Raw genomic sequence first — 17,096 nt, forward strand, 5'->3', positions numbered from 1 at the left:
CTCATGTTTTAGTAAGGTGCCCTCAATGTAAGTGCACACCATAATAGGACTGGGCATCCTAAAATGACAGTACCATCCTTGTTCAGAAATGGTCCCAACGCTTTCGCATTTCGGCGGTAACTCCTTTCGTTTCCTACTGATAGTTCCCGCGGCCTCGACTTACATCGATCAATATTCAGTTAAGAATCAAGTACGATTCATGTTAAGTGTAAGGATAGCATTTAAAAAACAATCGGTCAAATGAATATTCAAAATATTTGAGTTAGTTTGATTTTATAATTTAATTTACCTATCCTTTTTTAAAAATATTCGATACGCTTAAGATATATTACGGATTACGTCAGATTTAAAAAGAGGGATAACTATGAAGCAACTGTCACTTAGAGGCACGCCTTATGAAATTGGATTGCAGCAGTCAGCTACGCCCTTTTAGTGAACTACGGACCTTATTAAATAATGAATGAGAATTTTTAAGTTTAAAAAAAGCGTAAGTGTGCATAAATGTGCATGCTTACGCTTTTTCGTACCCTTCATGGTAGAGCTTATTTACGTACTTATCATAGTCTAAGTCACTGGCAGTGAAGAGCACTGTCTCCCCAGTATCTGCATCAACTTTTTGAACGACATTCGTCATGCCAATCACTTCGTCCGCTTCAACAAATGTATCCGAATCAACAGATATAATATTATTAAATGCATCAATCCCTCTGTCTACGGCGTTGTCGAGCTTGTCTTTAGTGTCATCGAGATTTTCTTTAGACACTTCTTTGTGATGAACAAAATACGTTGTTCGTTCAATTTCAGTCACGACTGAATCATCGTGTGTTAATTTTACGACGAACGCTTCGTTCAGTTCAGGTTTAAAAGAAATAAATACATCGCTATTGTCATCCGAAGCGACTTCAGATTTTAGGTTATGAGCAGTCGCTAGAGCTTTTTCTTTCACGAGCTGAAATGGATCATGAATTACTGGATTGAGTAAATCCTCGGCGTAGCGTGTTTTACTCTTTTTAGGTTTTAGGTTTAAAAGCAGTACAAATAAGGTAACTGTAACTATAAGGAACACTGCCCATCCGAGTACGCTTTCTGGTAGGAATGATAGATTTGATAGTTGCATACTGTTCTCCTTTAATGGTTCTTTATGTATCTATACACTATTATTTAATTCCTTAAACGTGATACGATAATAGGAGGAGTGTAATTATTACATATCTGAGAGGGGAATTTTAGATGAGAAAATTTTGGATGGTCCTTCTGTCTTTATCTTTCATAACGCTTGTTGCGTGTTCTAATGAAGATAAAAACACGGACACTGCTGAGAAGTCAACGGACGAGAAGACAGAGGAAGTAGAGAAAGAAGAGACAACTGAGACTGAGGAAGAGTCTTCTGAATCGGAAGACGAGGCAACCGAGAAAGAAGAGAACAGTAAAACAACTGCGAAATCTTTATATGATGAGTCGAAAGCAACGACAAACATCATGAAGAAAGAAGCGACTAGCTTAAAAAGTTCAATCGAGATGAAACATGCCGATGACGTTTTACTTGAGCAAACACAAATTACTGAGGGTGAATACAGCACGCTTGGCGTAGAAAATGAAGAAGAAGCACGTGCTAAAATTAAAGAAATTGGTGATGAAGAAAAATATAAAGACCAAGAAGGTGTCGAGTACAAAGTAGAATACACAGACAACACGTTTATTGAAACGTTCAAAGTAGACTACACTGTCGCTGACCTTGGTGTGGTGTCATCACTGCCTGAAGGTACAAACTCAGAATCACAGTTTGTGAGCTATCAGTTAAGTGTCGACAACTTTAAAAAGCAAGGATACTACGTAGAAGGCGAACAAACGACTGAAGTATTCCGTGGCGAAAAAGAAGGGTACGTTTATGAAGTATCCATCTTACAAGACGGTAAAAACAAAGTCTTAAAACAGACAACATTTAACGAGCAAACATATGCATCACTCGACTTAGCAGACAAAGCAGCTGCAGAAGAACGATTCAAAGATACGGTTAAAGGTTACGAAGAGCTAAGTAAAGAAGACGGCGTGAACTTTGATATGAAATTCGAAGAAGATAAATTCACGGTAGACGGGGTTATCGACTACGAAAAAATTACTGACCTAGATAAAGTCCTTACAGCCATGGGAATCGACCCATCAAATGGACAAGCCAAAGAAGAAGCGAGAAACTACACAGTAACAGCGAACGGACTTCTATCGAATGGATTACAACATATTGAAACAAAGAAATAAAGAGTGAAGCGGATAGCACGCTTCCCTAGGGGACTAGGGAGGCGTGTTTTTTTGTTATCCATGACGGGATTCTGCCGGTAAACTTGAAGAGTTTCCGTTGTTAAACGTATTTCCGCCTCTAATCTTGATTTTAAGACATTAGCACGAAGATACACTCTAGATTGTTGCGGTAATCGTGATTTGGTAGACATTAGCGTGAAGATACTCTCTAGATCGTTGCGGTAATCGTGATTTGGTAGACATTAGCGCGAAGATACTCTCTAGATCGTTGCGCTAATCGTAATTTGAGAGACATTAGCACGAAGATACTCTTCAGATCATTGCGCTAATCGTGATTTGGTAGACATTAGCACGAAGATACTCTCTAGATCGTTGCGGTAATCGTGATTTGAGAGACATTAGCGCGAAGATACCCTCAACATCGTTGCGCTAATCGTGATTTGAGAGACATTAGCGCGAAGATACTCTCTAGATCGTTGCGGTAATCGTGATTTGAGAGACATTAGCGCGAAGATACTCTCTAGATCGTTGCGCTAATCGTGATTTGAGAGACATTAGCGCGAAGATACTCTTCAGATCGTTGCGGTAATCGTAATTTGAGAGACATTAGCACGAAGATACTCTCTAGATCGTTGCGCTAATCGTGATTTGAGAGGTATTAGCGCGAAGATACTCTCTAGATCATTGCGCTAATCGTGATTTTGGAGACATTAGCGCGAAGATACTCTCTAGATCGTTGCGGTAATCGTGATTTGAGAGACATTAGCGCGAAGATACTCTCTAGATCGTTGCGCTAATCGTGATTTGAGAGACATTAGCGCGAAGATACTCTCTAGATCGTTGCGGTAATCGTGATTTGAGAGACATTAGCGCGAAGATACTCTTCAGATCGTTGCGGTAATCGTGATTTGAGAGACATTAGCGCGAAGATACTCTCTAGATCATTGCGCTAATCGTGATTTGGGAGACATTAGCGCGAAGATACTCTTCAGATCGTTGCGGTAATCGTAATTTGAGAGACATTAGCACGAAGATACCTGATCTACACTACAGTTAATCCTAGTTTCCATCCATTTAGCTGTAGTGAACTGAAGTTGATCCTGACTATAAATGGTAATTTTTTATATTTAATGTCAGGATCATTAGTTTCCGAATACTCCGAGTATCCTTACTCTAATCATGATTCAGCAAGTATTAGTGGTAGGATACTAATTTTATCCTGCCTTTAATTGTAGTTACCAAGAGTTTAAGATAGGGATTCGGTTTTCATATTCAAATTTTAGATAAAAACAGCCTCTCAGTAAAACTTCAGAACCTAATTCAAATATCAAGTTAATTAGGTGACGAACAAAAAAACAGCCTCGGGTCTCAGACCCAAGGCTGTCTCTAACATCATCCACATCTTATGCGTTTGTTGTTTTTGTTTTCGCTTTTACAAGTTGTTTTTTATCTTTAAGATATTTTTCGATACCTTCTGACGCTCTGTATGAGAGTGCGCCGATTGTTGGTGTTGGGTGGTGTCCACCAAACTGAGGGAATGCTGATCCTCCAACTACAAATAAGTTGTCGACATCCCACATTTGTAGGTAGTTGTTTACTGCTGATGTTTCTGGGTCGTCTCCCATTACAACACCACCAGAGTAGTGTCCACCTGAGAATTCGTGATCGAATTCTTCTGGAATAGAGTCTTCTTTAATGTAGTCTGCACCCATTTTTTCCATGATTTCACGGCATTTTTCAACACCGAATTCCATAATTTCTTTCGTACCTGAACCGAATTTATAAGTAACACGAAGTAGTGGGTCACCATATTCGTCTTTGTACGTTGGATCAAGGTCTGTGTAGTTGTGCCAGTATGACATTGTGTTGTTTGTGTACCAAATTTGAAGTGCACGGTAAGCGTAGTTTAGAGATTCTTTCTTGTAATCTGCACCCCAGCTTGGTGTACCTTCTTTGATATTGTTTGAACTGCTGATCGCAGCGAAACCGTATTGACGTAACTCAATCGCACCGCCACCGATAAAATCAAGGTCTGTGTGGTCGAAGTTGTCTGCAGCGAAGTCTGTGATTGCTGCACCCATTGCTCCAGCTCCTGCGTACAGGTTGAATTTCTTGTTATCGAAGAATCCTTTAACACCTGCGAATGCGTTGTTGTATTGACCGTTGAAGTTACGACCAATGATACCTTTACGTGTTTCTGGATCGTATTGTTCACCGATTTCTGAAAGCATAAGTAGACGGTTGTTAGTGAATGCGAATGCTGCTAATACAACAACCTCAGCAGGTTGCTCGTATTCTTCACCTGTGTTTTCATCAACATATAACACACCTGTTGCTTTTTTAGTATCTTTGTCATAAAGCACGCGACGTACGTTTGCACGTGTACGAAGCTCAAAGTTATCGTGCTTCAGTGCTGTTGGAATAACTGTCGCAAGTGGGTCTGATTTAGCGCTGAAGTCACAACCGTGACGTGTACAGAATGAGCAGTACATACATGCGTTCAATTTTTCTCCGTCTGGGTTTTCATAGTTTTGTGACATGTTACCCGCAGCAACTTGGAAAGGTTTATGACCAAGTTCTTTACACGCATCTTTAAATAATTTTAATGATGGAGATTCTTTTAGCGGTGGATTTGGCCAAGGTTTGTTACGCTTTGGTGCGTTTGGATCTTGTTCACCTGAAATCCCCGCAGTGTACTCCCATTTCTCATAATAAGGTTCCATCTCCTCATATGTAATCCCCCAGTCTTGAAGGTTCATATCTTCAGGAATCTTGTCCTCACCGTAACGTTCAATTGTTTTTGAACGAATCTCGAATTCATATGGCCAGTATCTATATGTAGCACCTGCCCAGTGTACTGACGCTCCACCTAGGTTTGCACCAATCTGCATCTTCTTACGTGTACGAATAGGTAGAGCAGTCTCATCAAGTTCGTTTCTTGAAGTGACTGTATCTTTCTTAAGCTCTTGCATGATTTGGAATTGGTTGTCAAAACGAAGTTCGTCTTTCACTCCAATGTAATCTTCACGCTTGATATGTTCACCTTTTTCTAGACCAACAGTTTTCTTACCTGCTTTTGCCATTTCTGCAGCTACAATACCGCCGGCCCATCCCATACCAACGACTACTACGTCGACTTTATCTAGTTTTTTAGCCATTACATTTTACCTCCTTGGTATGTTCTTAAGCCTTGTGGCTCTTCCTCGTGGAAGTCAGATTCTTCAATAATTCCTTCCCAGCCCATACGTGGACCAGGATAACCCATCATTTTCCAACCTTCCATATTGCGGTTTCCGCCGTACGCTGGATCCGCGTAAACACCCCAAATTGTTGTGTCACGTAGCAGTTGGAAAAATACATCTGCACGTACACCGTTCATTTTTGCTGATTCATCGTTTGCTTCAAATTTCTTCAGGATTTCATCTTGATCTTTTGTATCAATTTCCCAGAAATTTCCGTCGAACTCATCATTTGCTATCTCGTTGATTTTATTTAGACCGAGCTTAAAGATTTCACCGCGATTGAGTTTTTCTTGTATACCGAATTTCGGCGTCTTTTCGAAATCGTGTGGCCCATCTGTGTAGTTTTTACCATTGAAGCCCCACCAACTATGACATTGTTTGTCGATAAAATAAGGAACACCAAGTGAGATCGCACCTGGACCTAGGTCATCTTCAGGGAAAATACGTTCTGCTGCAGCTGCTAATGTGTCGAAATCTGAATTTCTACTGAAGAAAACACGTGCGTCGGTAAGATTACCTTTCGTAGATTCTGGCGTTTCAGTTGTTCCGCCTTCACCGTGTGGTTCTTGATTTGCGTCACCGAAGTGAGTCACTACACCTCCGAGTAAACTACCTGCTAAAATACCGCCTGTAGCCACCCCAGTTGTTTTCAAGAAATCACGTCTTGAGAATTGTTTTTCGTTATTCTCAGGTGGTCTCTTTTCATCGTTTGACATTGAAATTACCTCCCCTTTATATGCATCAATGATTCTATACCCAAAATGAAATGAACCATATAGTAATAATTCTAACGAATTTCACAGTTTAGTCAAAATTTAATTACTCATTTAATCATAAAGATATTATAATTAAGTTTAAAAATAAAAATTCATAAATACGTGAAAATTGACAGTTCGATTTCGAGGTAGTATAATTATCTCGAGTTCGAATTAAATAGAGGTGTAGAAATGAAAGATAGAAATGAAACCTCGTTAAAAGCATTTATTGCATTAAAACGTACAAATGATGCCATTGATATTGCAATTCGTAAAGATATTAGAAAATATGGTTTGTCTGTCACGGAGTTTGCAGTACTCGAAGTGCTTTATACAAAAGGCCCGTTAACGATTCAAACGATTAGAGATCGTATTTTAATCGCAAGTAGCTCTACGACTTATGTCATAGAGAGACTGATTGAAAAAGGTTATGTACTTAAAGAACAAGATACTAAAGATAGACGTACGTATTATGCGGGCATTACAGATGAGGGCAGAAAAGTAATGGAAGACATCTTCCCGATGCACGCTGCAATGATTCAATCTTTCTTTGATTGTTTAGAAGAAGATGAATTAGAAACATTAAAAGAAGCATTAAAGAAAGTATCCGCTCGAGTATCAAACATCATATGATGCTTGAGCAAAATTTTTGCATTATATCTCGAATTCGAAATATAATGGATGTACAAACATAACATAAGGAGTAATTTTATAATGTCAAATGATTTATTAGGTATTCACCACGTAACAGCAATGACAGACGATGTAGTAAGAAACTATGAATTTTTTACACAAGTACTTGGAATGAGACTTGTTAAGAAAACAGTTAACCAAGATGATATTCACACATACCACACATTTTTCGCAGATGACGGCGGAAATGCAGGCACAGATATGACATTCTTTGATTTCCCAGGGCAACCAAAAGGTAAACCTGGCACAAACTCAATTTACAGAACGTCATTCCGTGTACCAAGTGATGCGGCTCTTGAATATTATAAAAATAGATTTGAAGCATTCGCTGTAAAACACGAAGACATTTCTGAAGTATTTGGCAATAAAGTCCTTAGATTTGAAGAAGCAGACGGCCAATTATTCCAATTGATTTCAGATGAAAACGATACTGGCGTAGAGCCGGGCACACCATGGAAAAATGGACCAGTTCCTGAAGAATACGCTATCTATGGTCTGGGTCCAATCGAAATCCACGTGTCATATTATGAAGATTTCTTAACTGCATTAAAACAAATTTATAAGATGAAAGAGATCCATAAAGATGATGAGTTTGCAGTATTAGAAGTTGGAGAAGGCGGAAATGGTGCACGCGTATTCCTTTATAACGACCAAGATTCTGAGGCAATCCAAGGATACGGAGAAGTCCATCACGTATCCTTCAGAGTAAAAGATGACGCAGCGATTGAAGAGTGGGAAGAGCGTTACAAAGGTATGGGTATTCCAAACTCAACAATTATTGACCGTTTTTACTTCAAAGCATTATACGCAAGAATCGGACATATCTTAATAGAGATTTCTACAGATGGTCCAGGATTCGCAACAGACGAACCATACGAAACGATGGGAGAATCTCTAGCTTTACCACCATTACTCGAACCAAAACGCGAGTACATCGAAAGTCAAATCAGAATGTTTGATACGACAACAAATTAAGGAGTTGAGTGTATGTATCCAATTTTAGGCACACATCACGTTTCGGCAATGACGGATGATATCGAACGTAACTATAAATTTTTTACAGCAATTGTTGGGATGAGACTGGTAAAAAAGACAGTCAACCAAGATGATCCAAGAACGTATCATGCGTTTTACTCAGACGATGTTGGGTCTATGGGTACAGACATGACGTTCTTCGATATTCCGGGTCAAAGACCTGGGGTAACAGGGAACAACTCTATATATAGAGCGTCTTTCAGAGTGCCGACTGACGAAGCACTTGAATATTTTAAGAAGAGATTCGAAGATCACGATGTAAAAGTCGATGAAATCACGGAGCTGTTCGGAAAGAAAATCTTAAGATTTGAAGAACCCGATGGAATGAAGTATTTCCTGATTTCAGATGAAAACGATCATTCAAAATTAACTGGAACTCCGTGGCAAGACGGGCCGGTACCTAAAGAGTATGCTGTTCACGCGTTAGGTCCAGTCGAAATTCACACGAAATACCACGATGTAATGGTAGAAACGCTCACAGAGCTATATGGTTTTTATCTTTCAAAAGAAGAAGGAGACTATGCACTTCTTGAGGTTCAGGATGGCGGAAATGAAGCGAGCATTATTTTAAAGAAAAGTGATGAGAAATCTGCAAGACCAGGATACGGTGAAATTCATCATGTCGCCCTAACAGTCGAAGATATGGATGCGTTGAAATATTGGGAAAACATCTATGAGTCTAGAGGAATGAATCACTCTGGAATTAAAGACAGATTTTATTTTGGTGCGCTGTATGTGCGCATTAAGCACATCTTGTTTGAGTTATCGACGAAGGGTCCAGGATTTATGACGGATGAGCCGTATGAAACACTTGGAGAAAACCTTGCATTACCCCCTTTCTTAGAGAAAAATAGGGCTCAAATAGAAAGAGATTTAAAACCATTTGAAACGAGGAGAAACTAAGGATGGAATATATTTTTAAACCAGGTATAAAAGGTAAACCAGTATTTGTGCTGTTGCACGGTACAGGCGGAGACGAGCGCGATCTTTTGCCCCTTGCTGAAATGTTAGATAAAGATTACGGCGTTTTATCGGTTCGCGGACAAGAACCGGAAAACGGTATGAACCGATTTTTTAAGAGAACAGGTATGGGACAGTATGATCTTGAAAACCTAGACTTTAGAGGACATGAGTTGCTTGATTTTGTGAAAGAACAAGCAGAGAAGAACGACTTTAATGTTGAAGATGCGATTTTTGTTGGATTCTCAAACGGATCTAATATCGCAATTAATATGTTATTACGAGAAGACGCGAATTTTAAACGTGCAATTTTATTCGCGCCACTGTATTCAATTGAACTCGATGATAAGAAGGACTTAAGTGGACTTGATGTGTTTATCTCCATGGGTAAAAATGATCCGATGGCAAGCATGCGTGACAATGAAACGGTGATTGAACTGTTTAAATCACGTGGTGCTAGGGTAGAAGAGTATTGGGTGAATGGCCATGAATTGACAGGTGACGCAGTGATGGCTGCGAAGTATTGGCTAAACAAATAAAAACGAGGTGAGTATAATGGATGTAAAACAAAATGAACATCAGTTTTATGTTGGAGAACTCGAGAAACCAGACGCGTTTATGAAGTTTAACGTAGAAGAAGACGTGCTCGACATCAAAAGTACGTGGGTGTCAGAAGACTTACGCGGAGAAGGCGTGGGCGAAACACTTTTTAAAGAAGTTGTAGAATACGCGAGAGACAACAACTTGAAATTGAAGACCGACGCGACGTGCTCATTTGGAGTCACGATGATAAAAAGACACAAAAATAAACTAGAAGACGTGTTGTAAGATATTGGGGATTGAGTAGAGACTGGAGACCGCTGGCGCGAGGAGAAGCGCTGGTGGTTTTTTTGTTTATGGGGAGTGGTGCGGTGGTGCGTCGAGAGTGGTTGTTGCGGTAAACTCTGTTTTTATCTTATTAGGGTCTAAAATTTTACTCGGAGACTTGTTTTTATCTAAAATTTGAATATGAAAACCAAATCCCTACCTTAAACTGTTGGAAACTACAATATAAAGGCAGGATAAAATTAGTATCCTACCACTAATACTTGATGAATCATGATTAGAGTAAGGATCTGAAGAGTATCTTCGTGCTAATGTCTCCCAAATCACAATTACCGCAAAGATCTGAAGGGTATCTTCGCGCTAATGTCTCTCAAATCACGATTAGCGCAATGATCTGAAGTGTATCTTCGTGCTAATGTCTCCCAAATCACAATTACCGCAAAGATCTGAAGAGTATCTTCGCGCTAATGTCTCCCAAATCACGATTAGCGCAATGATCTGAAGGGTATCTTCGTGCTAATGTCTCCCAAATCACGATTAGCGCAATGATGTTGAGAGTATCTTCGCGCTAATACCTCTCAAATCACAATTACCGCAAAGATCTGAAGAGTATCTTCGTGCTAATGTCTCCCAAATCACGATTAGCGCAATGATCTGAAGAGTATCTTCGCGCTAATGTCTCCCAAATCACGATTAGCGCAACAATCTAGAGGGTATCTTCGCGCTAATGTCTCCCAAATCACGATTAGCGCAAAGATCTGAAGAGTATCTTCGCACTAAAATATACTTTCTATCAATTAGCGCCAGAATACTCTCTGACATATTGTACAAAGATAAAAACACGCGGCCGACTCATCTTCGAGTGGCGCATGTTAGTGTTTTTTCTTCATGTTTTCATCTATTTTAATTAACGTCGTAGTTAAGCCGGTGATGAGTAGGAATATGGTGAGTATGTTCAACATTCTTTCGTGCTTGAGACCTTGAAAAGGACCGAGAAAATCAAAAAGTAGTATGATTCCCCCAGTGATTATTACTGCAATTAATACAATTCCCCACCATTTCATAGTTTCTCCACCTTTGTAGTCTACTTACTCTACCTTTACACTAAATGATAAAATCCAAAACAAAAAAGAATGCCGGGACGCGTCAACCGCGCTACAACCAGCATTCTTCCTATCTTACTCTTCCATTTCTGCGACGACTGTTAATTGGTAGTCGATTAAGATAACACTTCTGCGACCTGCTTCGTCTAAAGGGCCTCTCGTAATCGGTGATACGTAGTGACTGACTTTCTTATCATTCACTCCATATGATTCGAGGGGTTCCGTAATTTCAAATACGTCATGGAGTTGTCCGTCTTTTGTTTCTTCTGGCAACATGTGACGTACTTCCGGAATTCCAATTGCGTTCGTTCCGCCTTCAACGTTATAACGCTCGATCAAGTGCGCGAACGTAAATGGTTCACCGTCTTGATGTAAACTGTTTGGGCTCGACACTGCAATATCATCGGCTTTTTCCACATTCAGTTTTACGAAGTGTACGCCGACATGGATGGGCATGATTTTATCTTGTTCATTCCAAAATGTTTTTTCGTAATCTGCCATGATAATTTTTTGAAGCAGCTTATTCTCTAAAACTTCCGCATCAATCGCTGGGAATTCTCTATAATCTCCAGGATGCTCCGGGTTAAATTTCCCTTGGAAATATGCCGCGAGTTCCACGCCATCACGCTCCACATTTGGCAACCACTCAATTGTTTTTGAGGTCGGCAAAACGAGTGCGCGTGAATATCTACGGTATCTGTTCAGACCAACCGCATACTCATCTTTTGGTAAATCTTCAAAGTATTTTAGTAGCGCGTCATAGTCTTCTTCGATGCCATCATACGCGAGTTCTTTCATATAATCATAACGTGCAAACCCAGTCGTTTGTAATTCGTTCATAAGGTAACTGTCCTTTCATTAGTATCCGCGTTCATACTGCTTCGTTACAAATCGATGTTTGTCATCATGATTCGCTACCCAATAAGGATCACGCAGTAATACACGGCCAAGCGCAACAAGGTCAGCGGATTCTAACGCTGCCTCTGCGTCTTTTACATCATCTAGTATACCAACAGCAATTACCGGGATGTCTACCTTTTCTCTAATTTCTTTCGCAAAAGGTACCATGTAACCTGGCTCAACCGTTCCAAGACGCGCTTTGTCCGGCTGTCCTTCACCACCCGCAGACACATGAATGAAGTCTACTCCTGCATTTTTAAACTGTTCCGCAAGATAAACACCATGGCTAAGATCGTATCCGTCAGTCGCATATTCTTTTGCAGACATACGAATCGCGAGTGGCATACCCTCAGGAATTTCCTCTTTCACACGTTCAATCACTTTACGACCGAATAGACTTAAATCTTCACCAAATTCATCTGTACGATTATTTGTTCTCTTAGATGAAAACTGGTGAATTAAATACCCATGAGCGCCATGAATTTCAATTGAATCCACACCAGCTTCAATCGCACGACGTGCCGATTGCCCGAACTTTTCAATCATCTCATACACTTCTTTAGTTGAAAGCGCTCGAGGTGTCTTGTATTTATCGCTATAACGAATATCCGACGCAGACACTGGTGTCTCAGCATCCGTCGCCTTACGACCTGCATGGGCAATCTGAATACTCACTTTCGCCCCATGTGCATGTACCGAATCAACAATCCCTTTAAATGCTTCAATCTGACCGTCTTCCCAAAGCCCGAGACAGTTGTCCGTTATACGACCATCTGGTTCAACGTTCGTCATCTCTATGACGATAAACCCAACGCCACCAACCGCACGCGTCGTGTAGTGGACGTGGTGCCAGTCATTTGGATAGCCATCTGTCGCACTATACTGACACATCGGCGCCATTACGACCTTATTTTTTAACTCTAAATTTTTGATTTTGTATGGTTCAAAAATTTTCATTTTCTCACTCCTCATAAAATTAATTTTGAGATAAAAAACAAGGTTTGTCACGTGTGACGACTCATGTATAATAAAAGGGATAGAAATTAAAAGGAGAACTTTGCTGATGAAGAAATGGCTGCCGATTATTCTGATTTCAATAATGCTTGCTAGTACTGCTGTGGCAGATGAAACAACTGTAGACGACACGACAACAAACCCAGAAGAAAACACAACTGAAACGCCGACAGATGGATATGAAAATCCAAATACAGGCACAGATACTGAAGACAACACAGATCCAGGTACGACAGACCCAGGTAACTATAATGAAGACCCGTCAGTACAAGATCCTGCGACAGGTGAAGAGAATACTTACGACAACTCGTACGACAATAACACATATGAAGAACCGACGTATGAAGAGCCTGTGTACGAAGAACCAACTTATGAAGAGCCAGTCTATGAAGAACCTACTGAAGAAGAACCACTAACTGAAGAAATCAAAACAGAACGCTTTGTCATCAAAGGACAAGTTAAGATAAATGGTGAATTAGCAAAAGATGTTGAAGTCGTAGTGACAGGTGACGCTGAACAAACTGTACAAACAAACGATAACGGTAAATTTGAATTTACAGAATTATCACCTGGGAAATATACAGTTTCTGTAAATTATGAGGAAAGTGAAGCAGACATTTCACCGATTGAAATAGAAATCACTGACCGCGACAAAGTAAATATCAATTTTGATATTACGAGCGACGAGAAAAAAGAAGAGAAAACTAAAAAAGAATCACTCATTAAATCTGAGGATTCTAAAGAAGATGAAGGCATGCCAACTTATTTAAAGTGGCTGATTGTAGTAGTATCAATTCTCATCCCAGTTTCAGTCATTCTTTATTTCGTTTTTAAAAGGAATTAAGTTGAAAATAAAAAAATACTTTGTTATTATTAAACGTACCGTGCTAAGTGGGGAATTAGCGGTGCCCTGTACTTGCAATCCGCTCTAGCAAGACCGAATTCCACTTCTGAGGAATTGGATGTGAGGACTGCCGCTTACCAGAGGTGTTGAGATCTCGGTCCTATGCAATAGAACGTCATGAACCATGTCAGGTCCGGAAGGAAGCAGCATTAAGTGACCCATTCTATGTGCCGTAGGGTAGCCGAGGTTGAGCTGAAAGTAAGCGTAACGCTTGTGTTAAATATTCGAAGAAGTGGTGCACGGCTTTTAAATTGATCACGTATGTGATCTTTTTTTTTATGCCTTTTTTAAGTAACAGGGTTTTTAATCGAACACAAAATGAAAACAATGTATTTAAGGTAAAACAAAATGTGACTGTGATATAATATGTAAGAATAATTTGTAAAAAGGGAGTGCGGGCACATGGAGTACCAAGCACTGTATCGTGCGTTTAGACCCCAGAGTTTTGGCGAGGTCGTGGGTCAAAAACATATCACTCAAACACTTAGAAACGCAATAAAGCGTGACAAAGAATCTCACGCATACCTGTTTTCTGGTCCTAGAGGTACCGGAAAAACATCTATTGCTAAAATTTTTGCGAAAGCTTTGAACTGTCCGAACGGTGTCGATGGCGAACCGTGTAACGAATGTCATCTATGTCAGACAATCACGGACGGCAGTGCGAATGATGTGATCGAAATTGACGCGGCCTCAAACAACGGTGTCGATGAAATTAGAAATATTAGAGATCGTGTGAAGTATGCGCCAAGTGAAGCGAAATTTAAAGTCTACATTATAGACGAGGTCCACATGCTGACAACTGGTGCATTCAACGCGCTCCTAAAAACACTCGAAGAGCCTCCGGTTCACGCTGTTTTTATCTTGGCAACAACTGAGCCACATAAAATACCAGCGACGATTATCTCAAGAACGCAGCGTTTTGACTTCAAAGCGATTGAGTTACAAGAGATTGTCGATCACTTGAAGTACGTGGCTGAAAACCAAAATATAGAGTATGACACAGAAGCGGTCGAGTACATTGCGCGTGCCGCTGAAGGTGGAATGCGTGACGCGTTATCTATTTTTGACCAAGTGATTGCATATAGTGGAGATAAAATCACGCTCGACGATGCGGTAATGATCACTGGCGGTATTAAAACTGAAGACTTGAATGAGTGGATGAAGCTCGTCGAAACACAGAATACGAAAGATGCTTTCTTAAAATATCATCAGTTTATTGATGAAGGTAAGGATCCCGTGAGACTTGTGCACGAGTTGTTGTACTTCTTAAGAGACGTTATTTTAATGAAGCACTCTAACGAAATCGATGAAAACACGGCATTCGTAACATTAGATGACTCCGTGATTTATGATTTAATCGAAATCTTAAACGATGCGATGGTCATGATGCGCTATAGTGTGAATGTGTCAGTGCACCTTGAAGTCGTGATTGTGAAGATGGTGCAGGCATTGAATAAAACGGAAACGCAAACCTCTACTGTTTCAGACGATGAAATCAGAAGACTCGAAGCACAGATTAAAACACTGGAACAAAGACTTGAAGCGGGTGGGGCAGCAAGACCTGAGCGTAAACGAACAGAAACGCCACGTCGTAACCGCAATGTGTTCTCTGTAGAAAAAATTAAAGAGGTGCTCGACAGAGCAAATCGGGAAGATCTCGAAAAACTAAAACGAGAGTGGCCGAACGTTTACAGTAAAATTGAAGAGTTAAACAATCAACCATTACGTGCATTAATTAAAGATTCAGAGCCGGTAGCTGCGAGCGAAACTCAGGTGTTAATCATGTTCCAAAGTGATGTACATTCTGAACTTATTAACAACGATGACGAGAAGAAGCGTGAGTTAGAAAATCTAATTCCTTCTATTATAGGTAAAAAAGTTAGGGTTGTGGGTGTGCCGGAGTCAAGTTGGCAACAAGTGAGACAAGAATATATTGAGAAACGACGTCAAGGTGTGAAGGAAGAGAAGAAACCTTCAGACGTTGCGAAGGAAATATTTGATAGCAGTATCATTGAAATAAAGGAATAAGCCGATTACAATAAGACTAGTAAATTAAACTTGGAGGTTTTTATATATGCGTGGCGGAATGGGCAATATGCAAAACATGATGAAACAAATGCAGAAAATGCAAAAGAAAATGGAAGAAGAGCAAGCGAAATTAAAAGAAGAGAAAATTGAAGGTACTGCAGGTGGCGGTATGGTCACTGTAACAGTAAACGGACATAAAGAAATTATGGATGTTGAAATTAAAGAAGAGGTTGTCGATCCGGAAGATATCGAAATGTTACAAGATTTAGTAGTAGCAGCAACTAACGATGCATTATCTAAAGCAGATGAACTTGCATCTAGCCGTCTTGGACAACACACTAAGGGTCTTAACATTCCAGGATTGATGTAACATGCATTATCCTGAACCTATATCGAAGCTCATTGATAGCTTTATGAAATTGCCAGGCATTGGACCAAAGACGGCCCAACGCCTTGCTTTTTATGTACTTAATATGAAAGAAGACGATGTCGTCAGTTTTTCAAAAAGTCTCATTGAAGTGAAGAGAGAACTACTCTATTGTTCTGTATGTGGACATATCACAGATGTAGATCCATGTTATATATGTAGTGACAAGACGAGAAATCGTTCATTACTATGCGTCGTTCAAGACACGAAAGACGTCATCGCAATAGAAAAGATGCGTGAATACAGAGGCCTTTATCATGTCTTACATGGTGCAATTAGCCCGATGGATGGCATTGGACCAGAAGACATCAACGTTCCGAGTCTATTAGAACGATTAAAAGACGACGAAATCAAAGAAGTCATCCTTGCGACGAATCCAAACATTGAGGGTGAGACGACTGCGATGTATATTCAAAGACTCATCAATCCGATCGGAATAAAAACAACACGACCAGCACAAGGTTTATCTATCGGTGGAGATTTAGAATACGCAGACGAAGTTACACTATCAAAAGCAATCGCACATCGAACAGAAATGTAAATAAACACATCGATAGGAGACTATTGATGTGTTTTTATATCGAGAACAGTCATAATAAACACAGATAAATCAAGCGTTAGCATAAAATTTATACAAAAACGAATAAACTTAAGAAAAACTGTTGCATTAAATCAAAAGACCCTGTATAGTTATATCTTGTGAGCGGGAGACATTCCCCACACAGTTCAAACGAAACACAACCAAATAAAATTAATTCAAATTAATACTTGCATTAATAAATTGAACGTGTTATGATTGAATATGTTGCTGAAACAGGCGACGCGCAAAATAAACATTAAAGAACATTGAAAACTGAATGACAATATGTCAACGTTAATTCCAAGAAAAATACTCTACGGAGTAACTGAGAGAACAGTATAAAACACGGATAAATTTGAGCTAACTCAAATTCT

General features: G+C 39.8%; 16 protein-coding genes, 1 other RNA gene and 1 riboswitch. Of the genes, 11 read left to right on the forward strand and 6 right to left on the reverse strand.

The features are described from left to right. Nucleotides 1-24: 24 nt before the first annotated feature. Nucleotides 25-166, reverse strand: a riboswitch (Lysine riboswitch). 345 nt (nucleotides 167-511) lie between these two features. Then, nucleotides 512-1,117, reverse strand: coding sequence for a hypothetical protein (locus tag IEU51_RS06515; protein WP_186085732.1), 606 nt, complete (start codon nucleotides 1,115-1,117; stop codon nucleotides 512-514). 113 nt (nucleotides 1,118-1,230) lie between these two features. Here IEU51_RS06515 and IEU51_RS06520 point away from each other — a divergent pair, with 113 nt between their 5' ends. Continuing rightward, nucleotides 1,231-2,256 carry a DUF1307 domain-containing protein gene (locus tag IEU51_RS06520; protein WP_186085730.1) on the forward strand — a complete coding sequence of 342 codons (1,026 nt, stop codon included), beginning with the start codon at nucleotides 1,231-1,233 and terminating at the stop codon, nucleotides 2,254-2,256. A gap of 1,403 nt (nucleotides 2,257-3,659) precedes the next feature. On the opposite strand, the gene IEU51_RS06525 is transcribed toward IEU51_RS06520, so the two are convergent. Beyond that, a complete protein-coding gene (locus tag IEU51_RS06525; RefSeq protein WP_186085727.1) occupies nucleotides 3,660-5,414 on the reverse strand; it encodes a GMC family oxidoreductase in 1,755 nt (584 codons plus the stop codon). Then, nucleotides 5,414-6,214: a gluconate 2-dehydrogenase subunit 3 family protein gene (locus IEU51_RS06530; protein ID WP_186085724.1), complete on the reverse strand. Its 801-nt coding sequence runs from the start codon at nucleotides 6,212-6,214 to the stop codon at nucleotides 5,414-5,416. Before IEU51_RS06530 ends, IEU51_RS06525 begins: the two co-directional genes overlap by 1 nt. A gap of 231 nt (nucleotides 6,215-6,445) precedes the next feature. Here IEU51_RS06530 and IEU51_RS06535 point away from each other — a divergent pair, with 231 nt between their 5' ends. The 5 genes from IEU51_RS06535 (at nucleotide 6,446) to IEU51_RS06555 (ending at nucleotide 9,769) form a co-directional block, all read left to right on the forward strand. Then, the gene (locus IEU51_RS06535) at nucleotides 6,446-6,886 is read left to right on the forward strand and encodes a MarR family winged helix-turn-helix transcriptional regulator (RefSeq protein WP_186085721.1); all 441 of its coding nucleotides are present in this window, start codon (nucleotides 6,446-6,448) and stop codon (nucleotides 6,884-6,886) included. 81 nt (nucleotides 6,887-6,967) lie between these two features. After that, nucleotides 6,968-7,921: a VOC family protein gene (locus IEU51_RS06540; protein WP_186085718.1), complete on the forward strand. Its 954-nt coding sequence runs from the start codon at nucleotides 6,968-6,970 to the stop codon at nucleotides 7,919-7,921. A gap of 12 nt (nucleotides 7,922-7,933) precedes the next feature. After that, the gene (locus tag IEU51_RS06545; RefSeq protein WP_186085715.1) at nucleotides 7,934-8,884 is read left to right on the forward strand and encodes a VOC family protein; all 951 of its coding nucleotides are present in this window, start codon (nucleotides 7,934-7,936) and stop codon (nucleotides 8,882-8,884) included. A gap of 2 nt (nucleotides 8,885-8,886) precedes the next feature. After that, complete coding sequence (locus tag IEU51_RS06550) at nucleotides 8,887-9,480, forward strand: alpha/beta hydrolase (RefSeq protein WP_186085712.1); 594 nt, start codon at nucleotides 8,887-8,889, stop codon at nucleotides 9,478-9,480. Between the two features lie 16 nt (nucleotides 9,481-9,496). Further along, entirely contained in the window at nucleotides 9,497-9,769 is a 273-nt protein-coding gene (locus IEU51_RS06555) for a GNAT family N-acetyltransferase (protein ID WP_186085709.1), read from the forward strand. Between the two features lie 869 nt (nucleotides 9,770-10,638). On the opposite strand, the gene IEU51_RS06560 is transcribed toward IEU51_RS06555, so the two are convergent. The 3 genes from IEU51_RS06560 to IEU51_RS06570 all read right to left on the reverse strand — a co-directional run bounded on the left by IEU51_RS06560 (nucleotide 10,639) and on the right by IEU51_RS06570 (nucleotide 12,726). Then, complete coding sequence (locus tag IEU51_RS06560; protein WP_186085706.1) at nucleotides 10,639-10,830, reverse strand: hypothetical protein; 192 nt, start codon at nucleotides 10,828-10,830, stop codon at nucleotides 10,639-10,641. Nucleotides 10,831-10,944: 114 nt separating this feature from the next. After that, nucleotides 10,945-11,709: a 2OG-Fe dioxygenase family protein gene (locus tag IEU51_RS06565; RefSeq protein WP_186085703.1), complete on the reverse strand. Its 765-nt coding sequence runs from the start codon at nucleotides 11,707-11,709 to the stop codon at nucleotides 10,945-10,947. A gap of 18 nt (nucleotides 11,710-11,727) precedes the next feature. Further along, complete coding sequence (locus IEU51_RS06570) at nucleotides 11,728-12,726, reverse strand: NADH:flavin oxidoreductase/NADH oxidase (protein ID WP_186085700.1); 999 nt, start codon at nucleotides 12,724-12,726, stop codon at nucleotides 11,728-11,730. 106 nt (nucleotides 12,727-12,832) lie between these two features. Here IEU51_RS06570 and IEU51_RS06575 point away from each other — a divergent pair, with 106 nt between their 5' ends. The 5 genes from IEU51_RS06575 (at nucleotide 12,833) to recR (ending at nucleotide 16,683) form a co-directional block, all read left to right on the forward strand. After that, entirely contained in the window at nucleotides 12,833-13,627 is a 795-nt protein-coding gene (locus IEU51_RS06575) for a carboxypeptidase-like regulatory domain-containing protein (protein ID WP_186085697.1), read from the forward strand. Nucleotides 13,628-13,665: 38 nt separating this feature from the next. After that, an RNA gene (gene ffs / locus IEU51_RS06580) (signal recognition particle sRNA large type) lies at nucleotides 13,666-13,930 on the forward strand. A 159-nt stretch (nucleotides 13,931-14,089) separates the two neighbouring features. Next, nucleotides 14,090-15,715 (forward strand): DNA polymerase III subunit gamma/tau, encoded by a 1,626-nt coding sequence (gene dnaX / locus IEU51_RS06585; RefSeq protein ID WP_186085694.1) that lies wholly within the window; start codon nucleotides 14,090-14,092, stop codon nucleotides 15,713-15,715. A 46-nt stretch (nucleotides 15,716-15,761) separates the two neighbouring features. Then, entirely contained in the window at nucleotides 15,762-16,085 is a 324-nt protein-coding gene (locus IEU51_RS06590; RefSeq protein WP_186085691.1) for a YbaB/EbfC family nucleoid-associated protein, read from the forward strand. Between the two features lies 1 nt (nucleotide 16,086). Beyond that, a complete protein-coding gene (gene recR / locus IEU51_RS06595; protein WP_186085688.1) occupies nucleotides 16,087-16,683 on the forward strand; it encodes a recombination mediator RecR in 597 nt (198 codons plus the stop codon). Nucleotides 16,684-17,096 lie beyond the last annotated feature (413 nt).

This window comes from Phocicoccus schoeneichii (assembly GCF_014635565.1).
Taxonomy (GTDB): Bacteria; Bacillota; Bacilli; order Staphylococcales; family Salinicoccaceae; genus Phocicoccus; species Phocicoccus schoeneichii.